This is a genomic window from Paenibacillus sp. FSL H3-0333, from assembly GCF_038002805.1.
Classification (GTDB): Bacteria; Bacillota; Bacilli; order Paenibacillales; family Paenibacillaceae; genus Paenibacillus_AQ; species Paenibacillus_AQ silagei.
Genome location: NZ_JBBODG010000001.1, coordinates 1,461,439 through 1,482,997, shown reverse-complemented (window position 1 = coordinate 1,482,997; position 21,559 = coordinate 1,461,439). Strand labels below are relative to the sequence as shown.

At 56.1% G+C, this 21,559-nt stretch carries 21 protein-coding genes; 4 read left to right on the top strand and 17 right to left on the bottom strand.

All coding sequences use genetic code 11. From position 1 onward, the window contains the following. Positions 1-44 precede the first annotated feature (44 nt). The 11 genes from MHH78_RS06740 to MHH78_RS06690 all read right to left on the bottom strand — a co-directional run bounded on the left by MHH78_RS06740 (position 45) and on the right by MHH78_RS06690 (position 10,091). A complete protein-coding gene (locus tag MHH78_RS06740) occupies positions 45-446 on the bottom strand; it encodes a response regulator (protein WP_076084640.1) in 402 nt (133 codons plus the stop codon). Between the two features lie 150 nt (positions 447-596). Beyond that, the gene (locus tag MHH78_RS06735) at positions 597-1,271 is read right to left on the bottom strand and encodes a Na-translocating system protein MpsC family protein (RefSeq protein WP_076084642.1); all 675 of its coding nucleotides are present in this window, start codon (positions 1,269-1,271) and stop codon (positions 597-599) included. A 329-nt stretch (positions 1,272-1,600) separates the two neighbouring features. Continuing rightward, positions 1,601-1,945 (bottom strand): 4Fe-4S dicluster domain-containing protein, encoded by a 345-nt coding sequence (locus MHH78_RS06730; RefSeq protein ID WP_076084645.1) that lies wholly within the window; start codon positions 1,943-1,945, stop codon positions 1,601-1,603. Then, complete coding sequence (locus tag MHH78_RS06725; RefSeq protein ID WP_341166944.1) at positions 1,942-3,549, bottom strand: FAD-binding protein; 1,608 nt, start codon at positions 3,547-3,549, stop codon at positions 1,942-1,944. Before MHH78_RS06725 ends, MHH78_RS06730 begins: the two co-directional genes overlap by 4 nt. 44 nt (positions 3,550-3,593) lie before the next feature. After that, a complete protein-coding gene (locus MHH78_RS06720; RefSeq protein WP_341166943.1) occupies positions 3,594-4,394 on the bottom strand; it encodes an alpha/beta hydrolase family protein in 801 nt (266 codons plus the stop codon). Positions 4,395-4,423: 29 nt separating this feature from the next. Next, complete coding sequence (locus MHH78_RS06715; protein ID WP_076084654.1) at positions 4,424-5,488, bottom strand: ABC transporter substrate-binding protein; 1,065 nt, start codon at positions 5,486-5,488, stop codon at positions 4,424-4,426. A gap of 53 nt (positions 5,489-5,541) precedes the next feature. Continuing rightward, on the bottom strand, positions 5,542-5,874 hold the full coding sequence (locus tag MHH78_RS06710) for a 4Fe-4S dicluster domain-containing protein (protein WP_076084657.1): 333 nt from the start codon (positions 5,872-5,874) through the stop codon (positions 5,542-5,544). After that, positions 5,871-7,478 (bottom strand): FAD-dependent oxidoreductase, encoded by a 1,608-nt coding sequence (locus tag MHH78_RS06705; RefSeq protein WP_076084660.1) that lies wholly within the window; start codon positions 7,476-7,478, stop codon positions 5,871-5,873. The genes MHH78_RS06710 and MHH78_RS06705 overlap by 4 nt, the downstream gene beginning before the upstream one ends. 49 nt (positions 7,479-7,527) lie before the next feature. Beyond that, on the bottom strand, positions 7,528-8,415 hold the full coding sequence (locus tag MHH78_RS06700) for an ABC transporter permease (RefSeq protein ID WP_341166942.1): 888 nt from the start codon (positions 8,413-8,415) through the stop codon (positions 7,528-7,530). Between the two features lie 14 nt (positions 8,416-8,429). Further along, complete coding sequence (locus tag MHH78_RS06695; RefSeq protein ID WP_341166941.1) at positions 8,430-9,251, bottom strand: ABC transporter permease; 822 nt, start codon at positions 9,249-9,251, stop codon at positions 8,430-8,432. Positions 9,252-9,314: 63 nt separating this feature from the next. Beyond that, positions 9,315-10,091 (bottom strand): ABC transporter ATP-binding protein, encoded by a 777-nt coding sequence (locus tag MHH78_RS06690; protein WP_076084669.1) that lies wholly within the window; start codon positions 10,089-10,091, stop codon positions 9,315-9,317. Between the two features lie 393 nt (positions 10,092-10,484). Between MHH78_RS06690 and MHH78_RS06685 the strand changes: the two genes are divergently transcribed. Beyond that, positions 10,485-11,621, top strand: a complete 1,137-nt coding sequence (locus tag MHH78_RS06685; protein ID WP_341166940.1) for an LLM class flavin-dependent oxidoreductase — start codon at positions 10,485-10,487, stop codon at positions 11,619-11,621. A gap of 410 nt (positions 11,622-12,031) precedes the next feature. Here the strand turns inward: MHH78_RS06685 and MHH78_RS06680 are convergent, their stop codons facing one another. The 3 genes from MHH78_RS06680 to MHH78_RS06670 form a co-directional block, all read right to left on the bottom strand. Next, positions 12,032-12,172: a hypothetical protein gene (locus MHH78_RS06680; protein ID WP_341166939.1), complete on the bottom strand. Its 141-nt coding sequence runs from the start codon at positions 12,170-12,172 to the stop codon at positions 12,032-12,034. Positions 12,173-12,421: 249 nt separating this feature from the next. After that, positions 12,422-12,649, bottom strand: a complete 228-nt coding sequence (locus MHH78_RS06675) for a hypothetical protein (protein ID WP_036730425.1) — start codon at positions 12,647-12,649, stop codon at positions 12,422-12,424. Positions 12,650-12,653: 4 nt separating this feature from the next. Then, positions 12,654-13,655, bottom strand: a complete 1,002-nt coding sequence (locus tag MHH78_RS06670) for a TIR domain-containing protein (RefSeq protein ID WP_036730427.1) — start codon at positions 13,653-13,655, stop codon at positions 12,654-12,656. A 239-nt stretch (positions 13,656-13,894) separates the two neighbouring features. On the opposite strand from MHH78_RS06670, the gene MHH78_RS06665 reads away from it, so the two are divergent. Continuing rightward, positions 13,895-15,070, top strand: coding sequence for an N-acetylmuramoyl-L-alanine amidase (locus MHH78_RS06665; protein ID WP_341166938.1), 1,176 nt, complete (start codon positions 13,895-13,897; stop codon positions 15,068-15,070). 7 nt (positions 15,071-15,077) lie between these two features. Here the strand turns inward: MHH78_RS06665 and MHH78_RS06660 are convergent, their stop codons facing one another. From MHH78_RS06660 to MHH78_RS06650, 3 genes are all read right to left on the bottom strand, one after another. Beyond that, the gene (locus MHH78_RS06660) at positions 15,078-16,082 is read right to left on the bottom strand and encodes an HD-GYP domain-containing protein (protein WP_036730433.1); all 1,005 of its coding nucleotides are present in this window, start codon (positions 16,080-16,082) and stop codon (positions 15,078-15,080) included. Between the two features lie 107 nt (positions 16,083-16,189). After that, positions 16,190-17,770, bottom strand: coding sequence for a response regulator (locus MHH78_RS06655; protein ID WP_341166937.1), 1,581 nt, complete (start codon positions 17,768-17,770; stop codon positions 16,190-16,192). Positions 17,771-17,819: 49 nt separating this feature from the next. After that, positions 17,820-19,646 (bottom strand): sensor histidine kinase, encoded by a 1,827-nt coding sequence (locus MHH78_RS06650; RefSeq protein ID WP_341166936.1) that lies wholly within the window; start codon positions 19,644-19,646, stop codon positions 17,820-17,822. Positions 19,647-19,801: 155 nt separating this feature from the next. Between MHH78_RS06650 and MHH78_RS06645 the strand changes: the two genes are divergently transcribed. Together MHH78_RS06645 and MHH78_RS06640 are read left to right on the top strand one after the other, a co-directional pair. Next, positions 19,802-20,692 (top strand): carbohydrate ABC transporter permease, encoded by an 891-nt coding sequence (locus tag MHH78_RS06645; RefSeq protein WP_076081768.1) that lies wholly within the window; start codon positions 19,802-19,804, stop codon positions 20,690-20,692. Beyond that, on the top strand, positions 20,692-21,528 hold the full coding sequence (locus MHH78_RS06640) for a carbohydrate ABC transporter permease (protein ID WP_341166935.1): 837 nt from the start codon (positions 20,692-20,694) through the stop codon (positions 21,526-21,528). The genes MHH78_RS06645 and MHH78_RS06640 overlap by 1 nt, the downstream gene beginning before the upstream one ends. Positions 21,529-21,559: the final 31 nt, after the last annotated feature.

Genomic DNA, 21,559 nt, shown 5'->3' with positions numbered 1-21,559 from the left:
TCCCCAGCTCCCCACCTTAATGAATCCCCTGTTGCTATTTCAAGCTAAATCTTCTGCAGGTCTTCTCCGTAGAGCAGCCTCTTCACGGTTTCGGTGAACGCTTTAACCTGAAAGGGCTTGGTGATATATTCGGCAAAGCCCTTCTTCCGGGCCTTCTCAATATCCGAGCTTTGCGCAAACGCACTCGTCGCCAGCACCGGAATATGACAAGTTGCCTGATCCTGCTGCAGTATTTCCAGAGCTTCATACCCGTTAAGTCCGGGAAGCCCGATGTCCAGGATAATCAGATCCGGCAGAGCTTCCCGCGCTATTTGCAGTCCAAGCTCTGCCGTTTCAGCCTTCAGCAGCAATACGGAGGGCAGATTTCTTTTGAAGATATGGTGTACTAAGGCCATATTGAGCTGATTATCTTCTACATATAATACCGTCCACTTACACTCCTCCATCCAGCTTATCCTCCTAAAAAGTCTCAGCACCCCTAACGGCAGATGGGCAGAAAATAAAAAAACCGAAGAAAGGGACGGTTCCCCCTTCTTCGGCTCATGTTCGGCTCATTTGCATGTCCGACTCATTTCCACCTCATATATGGTTAGACTTTAGTGAAAAGTATAGGCTATCACGCTGGTATCTTTGTCGAAATCCCAATCCACATAAATATCCGCCAGCTCTTTGCCGAGCATCTGGGCTATAGTGGTGGTATCATCCAAATAACGCTTCTCCATCTTGCGCTTGGTAGTCTTAAGCGTATTCTCATAGCCGAGGCCAATCAATTCCTTCTCCAAAGGAATCATGATGCCTTCACGCTTAATAATCAGAATGCGGGGTCCCAGCCACCAGGAGTCTGTATGGACCGGTTCCTTTTGGACCTTCCTGGTCACCTCGTTAATCTGGGTATGGACTTCTTCGCGCCCGGCATAATCATCAATCGGTACGTCGTCATTCTTGATGAGCGCCACGATCATCCCCGATGCGTTATGAATGCCCCAATCATAAAAAAGCTCGCCGACCTCAATAGCCAGGCTCTCCTTCAGGTACGCTGCAAGCTCGGGAAGCAGGGACTTCATCAGAAGCTCCCGTGTATAACGAAACGCCTGTTCTTCTTCTTTATTCAATAAAAACCTCTCCACAGGTCCGATGAAATTACGGATATGCAGTGCTATACATTGCTCCCCGATAGAGGCATGTATCGATTCAGGTCCCTTCCCGAAGCGTTCCCGCAGTAGCCTTCCTGTGAAACTGGAAAGTTGGCTAGTAAGTTCTGTAATGCTCATTCAATTTCCTCCAGCATAATATTGTAGTGTCTGTGTGTAGATTTGGGGAGACGCTCCGCCTGCTGAAGAAACGGTTCGTTCAACTTAGTATAATCGGTAGCCGCCCAGTTAGTATATATTAAAATAATTTATATTTTTCTGCAGCAGCTTAGCCTGCTTCTATATGTATCGGCGTGCTCCTAGTATTGCCCAAATTATGTCATATTACTTAGAGACGGCCGAAACGTACAAGAACATGCACCCGTCAGTCAGAAGCGATTATATACAAAAAGGTGTTCCGCTGCCGGCATGGCTGCGGAACACCTGTGAATTCACTTGCCTATCTCTTGCTACTTGCCGCGGTAAGCTTCGGTGAAGACCTCGAAGAACGGTGTCGTGTCCCGCTCTGCCATCGTGTCCTCCGCCCCCGGATTCCAGCCGATCTCCTTCCGCCAGCTGCCCAGCCGGCCGGATTCAATCAGCTCCTGCTCATCCGGGTTCGCAGACTTATCTGCCTGCGGTGCCACATACAATGCATCGACAGGACAATAAGCTTCGCACATGAAGCAGGTCTGGCAATCCTCCTGGCGGGCAATGACGGCAAGCTTGCCCTCCATCGCGAAGACATTCGTCGGACAGACCTTCACGCACAGCCTGCAGCCGATGCAGCGGTCCTGGCTAACCAGCTCAATCATATGGCCCGCTCCTCTCCCGGAATCCGCAGCTCATGGGCATGAGGCACACTTTCCGTGCGGATACCGATCGTATTAACGCCGGAGAGAATCAGGCGGTGGGTCTGGCGCGGGTCCAGCGCCGGATACTCGGCCAGGCGCTGCAGGCCGCGGCTCTCCTTGCGGGCCAGCGCAGCGGTGTAGATCCAGCGGCCGACATTCAGCATAGCGGCCGCTTCACGTGACTGCACGATGCCCTGAACCGTCGCGGGCACCTGCCCGCCCAGCTCGGGCATCAGGCGGTTCAGGCGCTGCAGGGCGGCAGCGACTACGGGCTCGCTGCGGAAGTAATTGATCCGCAGCGGCAGGATCTCCTGCTGGACCGCCGCGATCAGCGGCTTCGCGTCCAGCGTCCTTGCCGTGCCGGCGCCAGCCGGCATCCCGTAGCGGCCCGCCGCGCGGAGCATCCGGCGCTCCGCCGGATGCGGCTGCTGCAGAGCGTGCCGCGCTGCGCTTCGTCCTGCCCAGCTGCCGCTGCAGATGGCCCAGGATGCATTGTAGGCGCCGCCGCCGGAGATGGCGCCGGTCACTTTCTCGCGGGAGGCGGCGTCGCCTGCCGCATACAGCCCCGGCACCGAGGTTTCACACCCGGGGCCGGTCAGGCGCAGGCCGCCCGTGCCGCGCATCGTGCCTTCATAGCGGGGCGTAAGCGGAAATTTATCCTTGAACGGATTAATCCCCGCCCGCTCCAGCGGCATGAAGAAGATCGGGTGGGCATTGCGGAGGAATGCCTGCTTCTCCTTCGTATCAGCCAAATCCAGAGAAGCATAGACCGGGCCCTTCAGCATCAGCTCGGGAATGCTGCCGAAGGTGCGGCCGCCCCGGTGCAGCGGCCTGCCCGCAGCATCATACAGCGTGGCCCAAGCCAGCATGCGCCCGCGGGTGACCGTTCCATCCGCGAAGCTCGGAGCATATTGCCGGGTGAATTCCATGCCCGACAGCTCGGCACCGGCTTCGGCTGACATCAGCAGCCCTTCACCGGTAAGCACATTACAACCCAGCCCCTTGCTGAGGAAGGCGCAGCCGCCCGTAGCCATAATCACCGCATTCGCCTTCACTTCCCAGCTCTCTCCGGTCAGGCGGTTGATTCCGCGGGCGCCACCCACGCCGTGCTGATCATGGAGCAGCTCCAGTGCCGGCGATTGATCCCAGATGCGCACTCCCGCCTTGCGCACCACTCTGCGCATAATCCTCATGTATTCCGGGCCATGCAGATGCGTCCGCAGCGGCCTGCCATCCTTATCCTTCGGGAAGGGATACCCCCACTCCTCTACCAGCTGCAGATTCTGCTCGACCTGATCCAGCACACGGTGTATCCAGGCATTCTCCGAGAGATAGCCGCCGGCCTTAAGTCTGTCCTGCACGGCCTGCTCCCGCAGCTCTGCCACCGGTGGAATCACCAGCAGCGTCGTCCCCCCCGGCGCGGTAGCCCCGCTGGTTCCGAGATATCCCTTATCGGCCAGGATCACTTTCGCTCCCTGAGAAGCTGCACTCCATGCCGCCCATGCTCCGGCCGGGCCTCCACCCAGCACTAGAACATCTGTTGTAGCCTGCTGTTGCTGCGGCATTCCGCTTCCTCCTCTTCATGGTTCTTTGAAATGTAGAAATAAGATCAGGCCAGCTTCTCTTGCAAAAATGCTATCGTCGAGGTGACAGCTTCATTCAGCGCAGAGGTGGAGCCTTCGTACGGATCTACCGTGCCGAAGGTATGATCTGCACCCCGGATGCTCAGGTACCGGTGCTGCGGCGCTTGTTCCCTGAAGCCGGCATGCTGCAGCAGCAGGGCATCACGGTCCTGATCACCCTGAATCAGCAGCGCAGCAGCCGATACTCTGCTGAGCGCTTCCTCCAGATTGAAACGCTCCTTATTCCGCAGCTGATCCTCCCGGACCGCCTGCTCCTGCGGTGTAAGCGCCGCAGTACCTTCACCCTGCCGAGGCTGCGGTGCAGCACCGCCGTTCCAGACTACCAGCGCCTTCACCTCAGGATGCTCTGCCGCGAACAGGATGTTGCTCCCGCCTGCACGGCTATGCCCCAGAACCGCTATCCGCTCCGTGTCCGCTTGTCCGGCAAGCGGCAGCCTGCCTTCAAGCAGGCTATGAAGCAACTGCTCCAGATCCGCCAGCTCCCTGCTCAGCGTGGCCGCTTCGGCTGCTTCCTCCGGGCTGATCCCGTCAGCATCACGGGCAACGATACGCGAGAAATTGAAGCTTACGGTGTAGAACCCGCTTCCGGCAATTCTGCCGGAGACCTCCGGCCAGAACGCCCAATCTTTATGCCCTCTGAAGCCATGGCTGATCAGGAGTACAGGCTTCGTTGCCGTCCCCGCAGGGACCCGTACCTCACCTTCCAGATACAGCCCATTCTCCAGCGGCAGCTTGAAATGTTCAATAGTTAAGGTTTCATGAGACATCGGCATTCCCTCCGTTTCCCTATGTTGAATTACTTGAGCTGCCAATCGCTGATATTGAAATCTTTCTTGGCCAGCTTCTCATCGACGAGGAAGTTCTTGGTGCCCTCCAGCAGCTTAATACCGTCATCTGTGAAGGCTGTATCCTTGATATCACTGATTGGATTGACCTGCTTCGCGAGTTCCGGGGTGGTATCTCCGATCTCAGCCAGGAATGCATAATATTCATCTTCATGCTGCTTCAGGTCGGCCAGTGCCTTCTCCCGGGCCGCATTCCAGACCTTGGGGAAATCCGGGAATTTCGCAAGGTACTCCTCTGACACTACGGTAGCGCTGCTACCGAGCAGATCCGGATGCTGCGAGGCATCATCCAAATGGGTGTACCCCTGCTCAATCTGCTTGAGCGCTGCCACACCGTTATTGGTGGTCGCGTCTACATCGCCGCGGGCCAGTGCTGCGCTTGCATCGGGAATCAGCATGTGAACCAGCTTATAATCAGTTACGCCCTCCTGCTTCAGCAAGCCGACTACATAACGGTGCATAAACGAACCTTTTTGGATGGCAATCGTCTTACCCTTCAGGTCCTGCACCGTCTTCGGCCCGTCCTTCTTGCCGATCAGATAACCGACTGTATGCGCTGAAGTCTGGGCGATCAGCCGGGTCTTGGCTCCTGAGGCGTAGGCGATAATCGCCGGGGTATCCCCGAGGCTGCCGAAATCAAGTCTTCCGCTGATTAATGATTCCGTCTGATCTGGCCCGTTCGGGAAGCCTGTCAGCTTGACTTCGGTAATTCCGTATGGTTTCAGCTCTTCCTGAATAATGCCCTTGTAAAGGCCCCAGCCTTCCGCGCCTCCCGGCAGATTCAGCTTATTGGAGCCAATGAATCCGTAATTCAGCACGGCCGGAACATTGCTTGAAGCCTTATCGCCAGCCGCTTCAGCGGTATTGTTACCTCCACTGCCTGCTGCTGAGCTGCTGCTCCCCGTATTATTGCCGCAAGCCTGCAGTACCAGCATGATCATCACCACACCTGTAATCAGCGTGAGGCGTCCCCTTTTGCTCCATATACCTGTAATCTCTCTGTACAATCTGCTCATTGCTGTATTCTCCCCTCAGTCGTCTACTGGATGTTGTTATCGCATATCAGAAATCAGAATCCTGCCCGCGCCGCCAGCTTAACCATGAAGTCATGACTAGCCACCGGCTGTCTGCCCTTGCCCCAGCCTACCTTCTCGCGGTAGCCTCCAAGCAGGCCTTGCTCCTCCAGCTCTGCCTCTGTAATCCCGGTAATCCCCTCGGAATCCGGAGCAACATACAGCGCATCCACCGGACAATACAGCTCACACATGAAGCAGGTCTGGCAGTCGCTCTGCCGGGCGATAACAGGAATTCCATTATCTGCCCGGTCGAATACATTGGTCGGGCAGACGGATACGCATTGGTTGCATTCTATACACCGGCCAGCGCTGATGACTTCAATCACAACAATACACTCTCCTTCGCTACCTCTTCTGTCTTCACCCATACCTGATCCAGTCCGCCGCTGATCAAGCGGTGATGCTGGCTGTCATCACTTGCCTTGAAGTCCTCCCGTTTATGCATTCCCCGGGTCTCGGTGCGGGCCAGTGCGGAGCTGTACATCCAGCGTGCCGTCGCCGTCATCGCTTCGGCTTCACGCGCCTTTACACCTTCCGGCGTGCGCTGGATTTCCCGGCTGCGCTGCTCCTTCCATAGTCCGTCCAGACGTTCCAGCGAAGAGGCCAGCCCCTGCTCTGTACGGAACAGATTAATATCGTACGGTTTGACTTCTGCCTGCACAGCCTCCACATACTCTGCGGTTCTGGCCGCTGCGCCTGCCCGGACTTCCCCGTGAACCAGCGGGGAAGAGGACAAGCCGGAAGGTGTCCGATGGCTGGCATGCCGGCCAAGTCCTGCGGCATAAGCCGCAGCCCCTTCCCCGGCGAAGGAGCCGGAGGACATGGCCCAGGCGGCATTGTGGCTCCCGCCTCCGGTGAACCCGCCGCAGATCAGCTCGCGGGTGGCTGCATCCCCTGCAGCATATAACCCTGGAACACCTGTGCCGCAATTCTCGTCTGTAATCCGGATACCGCCGGTCCCCCGGACGGTCCCCTCCAGCCGCAAGGTTACCGGGAAAAGATCCTTAAAGGGATTAATTCCCCGCCGGTCGAACGGCAGGAAGAAATTCGTCTGCGCCACCCGCAGCAGCGGCTGCAAAGCCTCATCGGCTCCGTCAAGCTTCGCGAACACCTGACGGCCCGCCAGCAGATTCCGGGCAATGACCGAGCGGCCCTTCTTGGAGCCCGCTCCTTCCACCACGCTGCCGTCCTCATAATAGAAGCTGGCATAGCTGTAATATGCGGTCTTCGTTACAGAGGAGAAGGTCGGGCAGATCGCATAGGCATTGGAGAACTCCATGCCGGACAGGCTCGCTCCTGCTTCCGCAGCGAATAAGTAACCATCACCCGTCAGAACGTTGCAGCCCAGCGCCTTACTGAGGAAAGCGCAGCCCCCGGTAGCGATAACCACCGCCCCGGCATGCACACTCCAGGCTTCTCCGTTCTGGGTCTGTACGCCGGCCGCTCCGGCTACCCCGTGCTCATCGGCGAGCAGCTCCAGCACGGGACTGTGGTCCAGAATCTTCACACCTGCCTTCTTCACCAGCTTGCGCATCAGACGCATATATTCAGGTCCCTGCAGGCCCCGCCGGTATGGATTGCCTTCCTCATCCACCGGGAACGGATAGCCGCTGACGCCCAGTCTGTTCATATTCTCATAAGTACGGTCCAGCACCCGGTCCATCCAGCGGTGCTCTGCCAGCTTACCGCCCATAGCATAACGGCTGGCCTTCGCGGCCTCGCGCAGCTCCTCCTCCGGCTTCACGTACCATACTCCTGTGCCCGACGGGGCAGTCGCACCGCTGGAGCCGCAGTATCCTTTATCGGCCAGAATCACCTTCACTCCCTTGGCTGCGGCTGTAAGTGCAGCCCATGTTCCTGCGGGACCTCCGCCGATTACCAGTACATCTGCCGTCAGTTTCAATGCTTCCTTCAGTGCCGGTTGGCTCATGTTGTTGCCCCCTTGGTTTCATTAGCGTTAGCGTTTCATTAGCCCGTCTTCAACCTTGATAGCTGTCACGCCAGTACAGGAATTTGCGTTCGATGACGCGGAATAGAGAATCGATTAGCTTGCCGACCACAGCGAAAATAAGTATTCCGACAAAAATAACTGCCGTATTGGAATTCTGCTTCGCTTCATTAATGAGAAATCCAACCCCGGACTGTGATCCGATCAGTTCAGCAACCACCAGACCGATCCAGGCCACAGCCATCGACAGGCGCAGTCCCAGGAGAATGCCGGGCAGCGCAGCCGGCAGGATCAGCCGCCGCACCTTCTGCAGTGGACTGAAGCCCAGTACCCGGGCCACTTCGAATAACTTGTTATCCACTCCCCGGATGCCCATGAAGGTATTAACATAGAGCGGGAAGAAGGAGCCGCTCATGATAATAACCACCTTCGAGATCTCGCCGAAGCCAAACCACAGAATAATTAGCGGGGCAATCGCCAGATGCGGAACCAGCCGCAGAATCTGAACACTTGGGTCCAGCAGATAGGCTGCGCTGCGGAACAGGCCGGTCAATGTCCCCAGCAGCAAGCCGAGAATACCTCCAATCAGGAACCCGATGCCCGCCCGTCCAATGCTGACACCCACATGATGGACGAGTTCTCCCTTAACAGTCAGATCCGCAAATGCAGAGAGGATCGTCAGCGGTGCCGGAAGAAACTCCGGTGAGATCCAGCCTGCGCTCCCGGCAAGCTGCCACACGGCCAGCACCGCTACGGGAATGGCTGCCCCGGCTACCCAGTCATACAGAAGCTTTTTCCAGAGTACAGAATATGTCTCTTTCTTGTTGTTAGCCGTAGTAATTGAAGCAGTTCCGCTATAATCACGGGCTTCCCTTACCCCCTTGGCTGTCTTAATTATGGCTTCTATCCCTTCACTCATGCTGTTCTTCCCCCCTATCCCTGATAACTGTCCCGCCACCGAAGCAGACGCTGTTCGATCAGGCGGACAATCGTGTCACTCAGCAGTCCGACAGCGGCAAATACAATAATCCCCACAAATACAACAGGCGTATCGGCAAACTGGCGGGCATCTGACATCATGTAGCCGATCCCCGAGGTAGAAGCAATAAGCTCCGCAACCACCAGTCCCAGCCAGGAGAGTCCCAGCGACAAGCGCACCCCGAGCATTATATTCGGCACCGCCGCAGGCAGCACCAGCCGCACAATCTGCTTCCCTCTGCTGAAGCCAAGCACTCTGGCTACCTCAAACAGCTTGTTATCCGTCCCGCGTATTCCGATAAAGGTATTGATATAGACCGGGAAAAACGCCCCTTTGGCAATCAGCAGCACCTTGGATTCTTCGCCGATGCCGAACCACAGAATGAACAGCGGCACTACGGCAAGGCTCGGAATCATGCGGATCATTTGCAGCGAGGGGTCCAGCAGCTTCTCCGACCGGCGGAATAATCCGACCAGGATGCCGAAGAACAGACCGAGCCCGCCGCCAAGCAGAAATCCTGACAACGCCCGCACGACACTAATTCTCAGGTTGCTCCATAAATCCCCGGTAGACGCCAGCGCAATGAACGACTGGGCAATCGTATAAGGTGTCGGGAACAGCATCTCCGAGATCACTCCGTAATAGCCCAGAATCTGCCACAGGATCAGTACCCCTGCCGGAAGCAGCAGCCCCAGACCGGCAATGACCACTTTTCCAGGTCCATCAGGCTGTCCGGTTTTTCCGGCATTCCCTACAGCTACGGTCCGCTCTGCCATGGCTGTTCCTCCTTCTGAATTAATTAATATATTCGCATTCCACAATAAGCATCTGGATTTACCTTATATTCCGGCCCCGTCCTTCAGCTCAAGCTCCTCCACCTTCTCGAAGTAATTCAATACCTTGAGCCGCAGCTCTTGAAAGGAGGTTGTTGTTTTGGAGCGCGGATACGGCAGGTCTATGGGAACGATCTTACGGATTCGGCCGGGACGAGGCTCCAGAATCACCACCCGGTTCCCCAGGAACACGGCTTCATCTATATCATGGGTCACAAAAATCATCGTCGTCCGGTTCCGCTGCCAAATGTCGAGCAGCACCGACTGCATATGCGCCCGCGTAAAAGCATCCAGCGCGCCAAAGGGCTCATCCAGCAGCAGAACCTTGGGACTGCGCAGCAGTGCCCGGGCAATCGCTACCCGCTGGGCCATCCCGCCCGACAGCTCACGGGGATAGGACTTCTCGAAGCCGCCGAGCTTCACCAGCTCAATCAGCTCATCTACCCGCTGCCGGATATCCGGCCTGCCCAGCGGCAGATCCGAGGCAATATTCTTCTCTACCGTAAGCCAGGGAAACAAGCGGTGCTCCTGAAAAATAAACCCCTTATCGATTCCCGGCCCGCTGATCGCTGCCCCCTCCAGGGTAACACTGCCGGTATAGCCGGTATCCAGACCGGCAATGATGCGCAGCAGGGTGCTTTTGCCGCAGCCGCTGGGTCCAATCACCGTGATGAACTCCCCCTCCTGCACCTCCAGCTCGACATCCTCCAGCGCCTGCACCTTGCCTCCAGCGGTATCAAAGTGCTTATTCAGTTCTGTGATAGACAACAATGCCTCTCCCATATCTGCTCCTCCTTCTGGCTGAATTCCCTTAGCAACAAAAAAACAGAGGGACCTCGCGCAACAATCACGCAGGCACCTCTGTATGTACAGTCGGTAAAATATAATCCAAAGTAAGTTGATTGGAATTTGTAAATTTAAAATATCATCCATCAGGTAATCTGTCAATAAAAATACACAATATCCGGGCGGATTAATTTGATTTACTGCTGACATTCTTCTGAAACTATGAAACAGTAACGATGAACCAGACAATGTTAATAGCTATTCGCAAACTTCCACTCATATACTTACAATTAGTAAGTAATTGTGATATACTGGGCTATATCCTTGCACTAACGGACAAGCTTACAAGTAACTGCTGCTCAATATTCTGGATGATAAGGGGTCTGTACCATGAACAATCAAGGGAATACACAAGCTAATGCGCAAGCGGATGCTCAAGAAAAAGAAGCAAGCCTGCCGGAGTTTGAATTCGGCATTTATACATTGGGCGATATTGTTACCGACTGCCATACAGGGCAGCGGATCAGCCCCGCCCAACGCCTGCAGGAAGTCATTGCAGCCGCGAAGCTGGCCGATGAAGCCGGACTGGATGTATTCGGCGTAGGCGAGCATCACCGGCTGGATTTCGTAATCTCATCGGTGCCCGTTGTCCTGGCAGCTATTGCCCAGGTTACACAGCGGATCAAGCTTACCAGCGCTACGACCGTGCTAAGTACCATTGATCCAGTCCGTGTCTTCGAGGATTTCGCCACCCTGGACCTCTTGTCTGGCGGTCGGGCCGAGATCATTGCCGGACGCGGCGCTTTTCTGGAATCCTTCCCGCTGTTCGGCTACGAGCTGGAAGATTACAAGCAGCTGTTCAGCGAGAATCTCGACCTGCTGCTCACACTGAACCAGCATGAAGTTATGAACTGGAAGGGCAAATTCCGCTCCCCGCTGCATAACGCCGAGATCGCTCCACGTCCGCTGCAGCAGAGACTGCCGCTCTCGGTCGGCATCGGCGGTTCAGCCGAAAGTGCCGAGAAGGCCGGGGCCCTTGGCATAGGCATGGCTATCGCTATCCTGAGCGGCAGCCCGGAGCCCTTCCAGAATCTGGCCGGCACCTACCGCCGCGCCGGGGCAGCCGCCGGCCACCAGCCGGAGGACCTGAAGATCGCCATCACCAGCCATGGCTACATCGCCAAGACCTCTCAGCAGGCACTGGATGAGTATTACCCTTATTACTACAGCTACCGTAATGCGATCAGCCCGCGCCCCGGTCAGGAGTACCGGATCTCCCGCAGCGAGTTCGGCCGGTTCACCTCGCCGGACAACACCCTGGCCGTGGGCAGCCCGCAACAGATTATCGAGAAGATTCTCTATCAGCATGAGCTGTTCGGCCATAACCGCTTCATGACCCAGCTAGACATCGGCGGCCTGCCTTACGCCAAAGTAGCCGCCGCCATCGAGCTGCTCGCCACCGAGGTCGCCCCGGTGGTGCGCCGCGAGGTTGCGAAGAAGCAGCGCGGAATTTCCTCCGCGCAATAGGGGCCATTGCGCTGGATGGGGCGCCGCCTAACTGATTGGCTCATTTAACTAACATCTGTTGGATCCAGGGGCACTTGTGCCCCTGATTTGCTCATTTAGCCAACTTTTGCTCGATTCAGGGGCACTTGTGCTCCTGATTCGCTCATTTAGCCAACTTTTGCTCGATTCAGGGGCACTTGTGCTCCTGATTTTCTCTTTTAGCCAACTTTTGCTCGATTCAGGTGCACTTGTGCTCCTGATTCGCTCATTTAGCCAACTTTTGCTCGATTCAGGTGCACTTGTGCCCCTGATTTGCTCATTTAGCTAACTTGCACTCCTCATCCAGCCTACCTTCAGCCCACCAACGGGATTTATCCCTTTCATTTCCCCCGTCCAGCCCACTTCCAGCACCACCAATGGGATTTATCCCTTTAATTTCCCCATCCAGCCCACTTTTCAGCGCCACCAATGGGATTTATCCCTTTCATTCCCTCATCCAGCCCACTTTCAGCGCCGCCAAAGGGATTTTTCCCTTTCATTTTCCCTGTCCAGCCCACTTCCAGCGCCACCAATGGGATTTATCCCTTTCATTTCTCCATCCAGCCCGCTCCCAGCGGAGTCCACATATCACCCTAATTCCTTATATTAGTTTGAGTTCAAGACCCGGCTGACGGAGGATGCCACGGATGTGAGTGAGCAAGCCCATCAGGAGAGCGCATAACTTCGCATTCCCTAAGTCGTTGGCCGCCGTTCCTCAAACAGCAAAAAAAAGCCCCCAGCGATTGCTGGGGACCTGTTCAATAGTATGATTTAGCCAATGTTCAGGCAAATGAAGGCTTGTTATTATCCACTTTACCGCTGACCAGCTTCTTGTACTCGTCGTCGCCACCCTCCACGGATGGTGCCAAATAGACGCTTGACGCTGAGGGCGTAAGCTTGGGGCCGGATTTGCGTCTGGAGCGGCCTTTGCCTCCCGCGCTGTTGCCGTCACCGCTTGCAGACCGGCGGACAGTACTGGATACACTAACGGCATTCTTCATATTCTTCATCCTGTTAGTCCCCTCCCACTAAATGATTGACGGTGCGGAACAAATCCCGGTTATAGGCCACGACTGCTGTAATATCCTCTCCCGATAATCTCTGATTTCCCGAGAAGTGCACGGACAGCACATGGTTCTCCCCTAAAGGATAGCATAGGATATATACCTCCGCAACTTCCGTACGCTGTAAAAAAGTCCATTCTTTTGCCAGAAAAGCATCCAGCACCCCCGGCTTCACGCTCCCGTCCTCGAAGGCGGCGAACGGATACATCTGCCCGCGTCCCACATTGCCGCCGACCTGCTTCAGGCCCGCTTCCGCTTCGGCCCGCCACATGGCGGCTCCGATGACCCGGCAATCCTCCGGGGGCAGGAATGAATTGCGGACGGCTTCGCTCAGTGCCTGATATTTCTCGGCTGCCTGGGGCGGCGTTACATTATTATTATATTGCCAAAAGAAGTGAAGGATACTTTCTTTTCGCCTAAGCTCTGCCCGAAGCTGCAACAGCTCTACAGCCGGGTCGTGGTACATCCCCTGCGCCTGAATGCTGTCGATGATCTTGCCACAGCTCACATCCACCGCTGCTGTAACATTCTCGTGCTGCCACTCATATTCCAGCGGGGTTAGTCCCGACAGATCCGACAGCAGATGATACTCTTCCACATTCTCACCCGGGATCAGGTCACTTCGGGCGGGTACCTGATCCGGCAGCAGGCAGAAGACCCGGCCGCGCCGCAGCCGCGCCCAGAACAGGCCCATTTCGAACTGGGTGTTGTCCCGGGTCACATAATAATATTTACCCCTAATCCGGGCTACATCATCCGGCGAGAACACAAAGACGGCAAAATCGCTGATATCCAGATTACGCTCCAGCGCTTCCATGGTGTACTCATTCGGCCGGAAAGCAGCGGCATACCACGGATGGACCTCAGCGGTCCGCTTAAGCTGTTCGTGGATAGCCCTGGCATAGCGGATAGATTCTCTGGAAGAACCAATGAATAATCTAGGTCTGATCACGGCGGCACTCCTTTGTCTATTTCCCCAATATGTAATAATTATACAGACATTTCCTGCCAACGAATAGGGCTTCGGGCGATATTAGGCAGCATCGGAGGAAGATAAGAGCAATATGATAAGCAGCGTTGTTAGCGGTATTCCGAATAGGTATTTATCTTCAATTTTAAATTTTCGGTATTCTCTGGCCGATGAAACGGGTAATAGAAGTTTATCTCTCCGGGAAATGAGGATTTATTTGTATGCGAAAAAAAATACATACTGCAGTCCTGTCAGCCTGTCTGCTGACTTCATCCATACTGGCACCTGTCCTGCCGTCTTCTACCGTTTATGCTGCAACTGCTTACACGGCCAAAGTGTTCGCCAGCTCTCTGAATGTACGCAGTGAGCCCGCTGCAAGCGCCGCCGTTACAGGCACTCTGGCTGGCGGAGCCACCGTTACCGTCACTGAGGAGCAGCATGGCTGGCTCAAGGTCCGGGCCGGCTCTGTCTCCGGCTGGGTAGCCGGTTACTACCTGAAGCGTACCAGTGGAAGCTCCTCCACCAGTACCTCTTCTGCCAGCGCCTCTTCCGGCTCCACCGCCTCCAAGGCGGCGGTTAAGACCACAGCGGCCTCCAGCGGAACGGCTGTCGTGACCGCGTCTTCCCTGCGCATCCGTAGCGGGCCGGGAACCGGCTATGAGGTGGTCGGCTCCCTGCAATCCGGCAACAAGGTGACACTCCTGCTCCGGCAGGGAGAGTGGTCGCGGATCCGCACCGCGGGAGGATCCGTCGGCTGGGTATCCTCCGGGTATCTGTCAGGCGGAACCGTCCGCAGCGCAAGCACCATCAGCTCGAATAGCCAGACTCCGAGTGTCGTACGGAAATCCGGCAGCATCCGGGGCAAGCTGATCATAGTGGACCCTGGCCACGGCGGCACCGATCCGGGCATGCTCGGGACAACCTATAACACGATGGAGAAGGATCTGACGCTCCAGACTTCCCTCTACCTGCGGGATTATCTGACCGCCAAGGGAGCCAGAGTGGAGATGACCCGGACCCGCGGAGACCAGAAGCCTGCGCTCTCCCAGCGGGTACAGCTCGGGCGGCAGCTCGGTGCAGATGCTTTTGTCAGCATTCATTATAATTCATCGCCGAAGAATGTCTCCGGCACGCTGACCTTCTTCTATTCGCAGCAGAATGATCTGCGGCTGGCCCGGGCAGTGGAGACCCGGCTGGGTGAGGGCATCGGCCTGCGCAGCAACGGTCTCTCCTTCGGCGACTATCATATTTTGCGGGAGAATCCGCTGCCGGCTACCCTTGTAGAGCTGGGCTTCCTGTCGAACCCGTACGACGAAGCGATTGTACGCAAGGCGGCTTATCAGCGGAAGGCGGCTCAGGCGGTCGCTGAGGGAGTGGCCGATTATTTCAACAAGTAGAGAGGAATCAGAGGCTGATCTCCCGGATGTTAAGCTCCGTTCTTTTGCTGAGGTCGATATATTCATCCCCGATGCGGATCAGCGGAGTCTCGATATCATGCGGGTTCAAGTAGACAATCTCGCCGACCCGGCCATCGGTTAGGACCACTTCACGCCCAACTGACCGCTTCACGATATTTTCTAGAAAAACGGTTACAATATGCGGGTCCAGCGCGCCGAAGCTGCCTCTTCTCATCTGATCCACAATCATATGGAACGGCGTCGGTTCATGATACGGGCGCTTGCTGGACATCGCATGAAAAATATCCGCCACGGCCACAATTTTGCTGTACGGATCGATCTGTTCGTCCTTCAGCCCCAGCGGATACCCCTTGCCGTCATTTCGCTCATGATGCTGAAGCGCCACCAGGGCAATGCGTGAATTGGCTCCGGTGGTTTCTTTGAGGATCTCGTAGCCGTAGACCGTGTGCTTCTTCACCTGGGTGTATTCCTCGTCCGTCAGCTTGCCGGGCTTATTCAGCAGCTCTGAGGGTATCTTCAGCTTGCCGATGTCATGCAGGGTTGCAGCCATGGAGAGCACGGACAGCTCCGCTTCACTCATCTCCAGCCATCTGCCGATCAGGGTAGAGAGCACTGCAACGCCGATGTTATGCTCATATGTATAATCATCCTTGCCCTGCACCGAATGGAACAAGGCGAAGATATCCGGGTTGCGCGAGATCTCCTGGATGACCGGAAGCACCTCCTTGCGGATATCCGCCAGCGGGATTTTGCGGGAGATTCGGTAAGATTCGAATAATTCCTTGGATAGGTCCACTGTACTGTTGACCATCTTCTGATAGGGGGGCGCCTGGTCAGCCTCATCTGCAAAAAGAATGTCGAACCTGTCGATTTTTTGTTTGCGGATAAGCTCCAGATGCTCGGCATTTAGCCTGCTCCCCGCCGGAATAACAGTCACTCCATAGGCATTAATCAGGTCATTCTTAATCGTTCTTCCCAGATCATTGTCCATTCTATCCAGCCCTCCCCTATAACCGCAGCTATGTATTTATTGCCCATATAGCTATTATCGGTTACAGGCCGGGAAATGCTGACAGGCAGTCCGTGAACCTTACATACTCAGGCTTCTTCCTCCTGCTTGCGGTATTCTCTTGGCGTGATTCCGGCGGTTTTTTTGAAGACACGGCTGAAATACTTCTCATCCTCATAGCCTACCAGCTCCGCGATCTGCGACAGCCGCAGATTCGTATTCTGGAGCAGTGTCTTCGCCTTCTCCACCCGGAGGCCGGTCAGATAATCCGACAGATTCTCTCCGGTAATATGCTTGAACTTGCGAGATACATTCTCCCTGCTGATGAAAAAGCGTTCCGCAATATGCTGCAGCGTCATCTCCTGCGCATAGTTCCGGTCCAGGTATTCCCTGATCTCCTGGACGAGCCGGCTATCCGGCGTCTGCGGGCTGCCCTTGGACAAGTGGTGAAGCAGCGATTTCAGCCGGCACTGCCAGTTCTCCACCGAGAACAGCCCTTCAGCGTCATAACAGCGCTCCAGGCTAATCTCTGCCTCCGGCCGCCAGCGCTTCAGAACGTCCAGAATCTCAGTCTGCTGATGCAGCAGAACGCGCTCTGTGAGCAGCGGCAGCCCGGCCAGATGTTCGGCCCATTCTTCTGCCACCCGCTCCATCCGCTCCAGATCGCCGGACAAGACGGCGACTCTAAGCTTGTCCAGCCGTTCTTCCAGGCCGTAGTCTTCCACAGGTCCACGCCCGTCCTCACGCTTCCTGAAGGGATGAATGCGCCCGTCCCGCTGCAATAGATTCCGCTCCGCAAGCGCCTGGCCTGCCTGTTCAAAAGCAGACCGCAGCCCCTCCGGCAACGGGTTCAGCGGACTAAGCCCGATATCCAGCTGAACGCCGAACGCCTGACGGATGGCTTCATTCATACGGATAAGTATCTCCTCCGCCTGCGCTACAGCGCTCCACAGCAACACTACAAGCTCGCCCCCGCCCTGCCAGTTGCGGAAGGCGTAGCCGCTCTGGCCCTCTGCCATCACTTCATTGCAGACATTGGCCAGCACGAAGGCCGTCAAGGCCACATCGCCGCGAAATCTCCGCAGCAGATGGCAATCTGCACCTTGCAGCGGGAGGACGGCGATCCTGCACTCCTGCACCCCAATCGGCATCCCCAGCTCTTCACAGAGGGCCAGCTTCAGCTCATGGAAGGAGGCCTGTCCGCTTACCAGATCGGACAGCATCTTATCCCAGTAGAGCGGACGCAGCGCGTTCAGCTGCATATTCTGGCGCTGACGCCGCTTCCGTTCCGCCTCCTCCTCCATCCACAGCTTGAAGGCATGCTCCGCAGAGGCAATCAGCTGCTTGCTGTTCAGCGGCTTCAGCAGATAATCCGTACCGCCGTATACGATGGCCGGCTTCACATAATTGAAATCCTGATACCCGCTGATGACAATCGTCTTCGTATGCGGATAATGCCGGTGCAGCCATTCCAGCAGCTCCGCCCCGTCCATCAGCGGCATCCGCATATCCGTGAAGACGACAGCCGGCTGATGCTCCTGCATAATCTGTGTCGCCTCCTGCCCGTTGGTCGCCTCATAGATCCCGGAGATGTTATAGCTGTCCCACGGAACAAAATAACGGATGGCCTCCCGCACATGCTTCTCATCATCTACAATCAGCACCTTCATCTCAGCCGCTCCTTCAAGAAATAGTCTCTATTCGCAAAAGCCGCCGGAATTAACCGCCGATCTCCTCCAGCGGAATAATCAGCGTAACGGTAAGCCCCTGGCCGTCCTCATTATTCTTAAGCTGCATCTCCGCTGCGCTGCCGAACTGCAGCCGCAGGCGGGCCAGCACATTGTACAGGCCGATCTCCTCCTGGCCTTGCTGGCTGCTGCCTCTGAGGCAGGCCGTAATCTCCTCCAGCCGCTCCGGGCTCATGCCCCGGCCGTTATCCTTCACGGCAAGCACCAGCCTGGCCGCCCCGTCCAGCCTGCACTCTATCTGGATCAGCCCCCCGCTTATCCCGTCAGCGAAGGCATGCTTGAAGATATTCTCTACAATCGGCTGCAGGATCATCTTCGGCAGGATCAGCTCCAGAGTCTCCGGCCCCGCCTCGACCGCAAGCTGCAGATTCTCTTCGCCGAACCGCTCCGTCTGCAGAATCATATAGTTCTGCACATGCTCAATCTCATCCCGCAGCGGCACCTGGGTCCGCTCGGTATTCATCGAATAACGCATCATACTGCCCAGGGAATAGATGAGATCATACACCTTCGGCGCATTATAGCGCAAGGACAGGCTGGCGATGGATTGCAGCGCATTGTAGAGAAAATGCGGGTTCACCTGGGCCTGGAGCGCCTTCAGCTGATTCGTCTTGTTCGCCAGCTCCAGCCGGTATTCCTTAACGATCAGCTCATTGATCGTGCGGGTCATACCGGTGATCTTGCGGGTGAGGAGCCCGAACTCGTCCTCCCGCTCGGCATCCATATGCGCATCCAGCTGGCCGGTCTGCACCTTCTGCGTGAAGTGAATCAGCTTCTTGATCGGACGGGTGAAGCCGATGGAGATCAGCACGGCACTGATGCCCCCGATCAGCAGGAACAGCAGTCCGATGCCCATATTGAACCGGGTAATCACCCTTGCGTCTGTGTAGAGATCCTCATAGGGCACCAGCTTGATAATGCTTCCGCTGAACAAAGGGGCCTTGATCTGCTTGTACATTACGATTCCCTGGAAGCCGTCCTTCTTCCAGGCGAAATGCCCGCTGTCCTGCTCTGCGGGGAGACGGCTCCAGCCCGCTGCGACCGGCTTCCCGATCCAGTCCGGATCGGAAGCGAACAGCGCCTCGCCTTGCTCATTCAGCACATACAGGCGCTCTGTGTCCGAATTGTACATCGACTCCACGATCCCCTCCAGCTCCCCCAGCGTATAATCGATCGACAAATCTGCCAGTACGCTGTCACTAGGGGTCCGGTAGATGGGAAAATGGGCCGTGAAGACCGGCACGCTCCCCGGCTTCAGATTGGGGAAGCCGGACTTCACTCCGTACTGATGATCCATATGCGTCACTTCGAGATACGGGCGGTAAGTCCCTCCGGCTTGCCCCTTGGCGGCATAGTCTGCATTATCCTCACGGCGGAAAAATCCCTTAAGCAGCAGATTAGACTGCCTGGCGGCCCTCACATACAGATGAATCTGATACGTATTGCTGTCAGAGAGAAACAGATTGTACAGCTGGGTGGAGATGATGGCCCGGGTGTCCGGTAGAATCGTGCCGGGCGGGGCCTGAGCAGCGCTTTTGGCGGTAAGCAGGGTGGTATAGAAGGAGCTGGGAACATTGATTCCGCTGTAGAGCGACATCGCCTGCTGGTTCATGCCGCTGAAATAACTCCGGAGATTCGCCTCCCCCAGCGTCAGCAGCTTCGTATTCTGCTTCACGGACTGGTCCGTAACTGACTGCCTCGTATAGAGATAAGAGAAGGTCACAGAGATGCCTGACGGGATCACTGACGCCAGCAGCACTAAGGCCATCAGCCGTGTCCGGATGCTGTTCTTGAACATGGGGGAACCTCCTACAAGTTGTGTGAGCCGTATGGTCTGCAATATAATCCACTTTTCCCGGCATGAAATGAAGTGTTAGCGGTGTCCCGGACTTTCTATAATCAAGCTGTGAACCCGTAGTTATCTTACCCAAACTTACCCAAAGGAGAGTCCATATGAGAAAAACTCTAGGTATGCAGCGAGGCTGGGGACAGCAAATCGTATTTCTCGGCCCCTGTCTGCTCTTTTTCCTGACCATTGTGGTCACCCCGTTCTTCCTCGGCTTCTACTACTCCTCCACGGACTGGAACGGGCTGGATCTGGACAAAGCGGTCTGGACCGGCGCGGCCAACTGGAAACGGATTTTCATGAATGACGATAAGTTCTGGGAGTCCCTGGTGTTCACCCTGCGCTTCACCGTGATCTCGGTTGTGGCTGCCAACGTGCTTGCACTGCTGCTGGCCTTCATTCTAATGACGACGCTGAAGACGAAGAAGCTGCTCCGTACCGTCTTTTTCATGCCCAATGTGATCGGCGGCATTCTGCTCGGCTACATCTGGCAATTCATCTTCACCAAGGGCTTCGCTACGATCGGCGAGCTGACCGGGATTTCGTTCTTCCAGCTGCCCTGGCTGGGCACGCCAAGCACCGGGTTCTGGGGTCTGGTCATTGTGTTCGTCTGGCAGACAGCCGGCTATATGATGGTCATCTATATTGCCGGGCTGGCCGGGATTCCGAAGGATCTCATTGAAGCTGCCCGCATAGACGGTGCCCGCGCTCCGCAGCTGTTCAAGAGCGTCTACATCCCGCTGATTATGCCGGCGATCACCATCTGCCTGTTCCTGACGACCTCAAATGCGTTCAAAATGTTCGACCTCAACCTGTCGCTGACCAAAGGCGGACCCGGCACCTCGACCCAGTCGCTGGCCTATAACATTTATGCAGAGGCACTGATCAACAACCGGTATGGCCTCGGTACAGCCAAAGCGCTGCTCTTCTTCGCCGCCGTCTCCCTGATTACCGTCACCCAGGTCTGGCTTACCAAACGAAAAGAGGTGTCCGCCTAATGAACAGCAGCCGCTACCGCCCGGGCAACTTCATCCTCGAAATTGCCGCCATTCTGCTGGCTATTGTCTTCCTGTCGCCGTTCTATCTGGTCCTGAGCAACTCGGTTAAGGGGCTGAAGGACATCCTGATCGATGCCGCTTCCTGGCCGCAGGTGTTCCACTGGAGCAACTATTCCAAGGTCTGGGATGCCATTAACTTCCCGCAGGCCTTCTTCAACTCTCTGACCATTACGATTCTAAGTGTAATCTTCATCGTCCTGTTCAGCTCGATGGCCGCTTATCAGATTGTGCGCAAGCCGACGCGCTTCAATGCCTTCGTGTTCCTGCTGCTGGTCTCGGCGATGATCATTCCGTTCCAGTCGCTCATGCTGCAATTGGTCCGGGTGACCAGCCTGCTGGAGCTGCGCGGCGAGCTGTACGGCATTGTGGCCTGTTATCTCGGCTTCGGGATGCCGCTGTCGGTCTTCCTGTTCCACGGGTTCATCAAGACGGTGCCTCTGGAGCTGGAGGAAGCCGCGCGGGTGGATGGCTCGAATCCGTACGGCGTGTTCTTCCGGATTGTGTTCCCGCTGTTGATGCCGATTATTGTAACCGTCATTATCCTGAATACGCTATGGATCTGGAATGACTATCTGCTGCCTGTCCTGGTGATCGGCGGGAATAAGGATCTGACGACCCTGCCCGTAGCTGTGACCAAGTTCTTCGGTCAGTACACCAAGAAGTGGGATCTGGCCCTTGCGGGTCTCGTCATGGCGATCACGCCTATTCTCTTGTTCTTCCTGTCGCTCCAGCGTTATATTGTGGAAGGCGTGACGGCAGGCTCCATTAAGGGATGATCTTAGGGCAGGCTTCCCTCCGCAATAATAT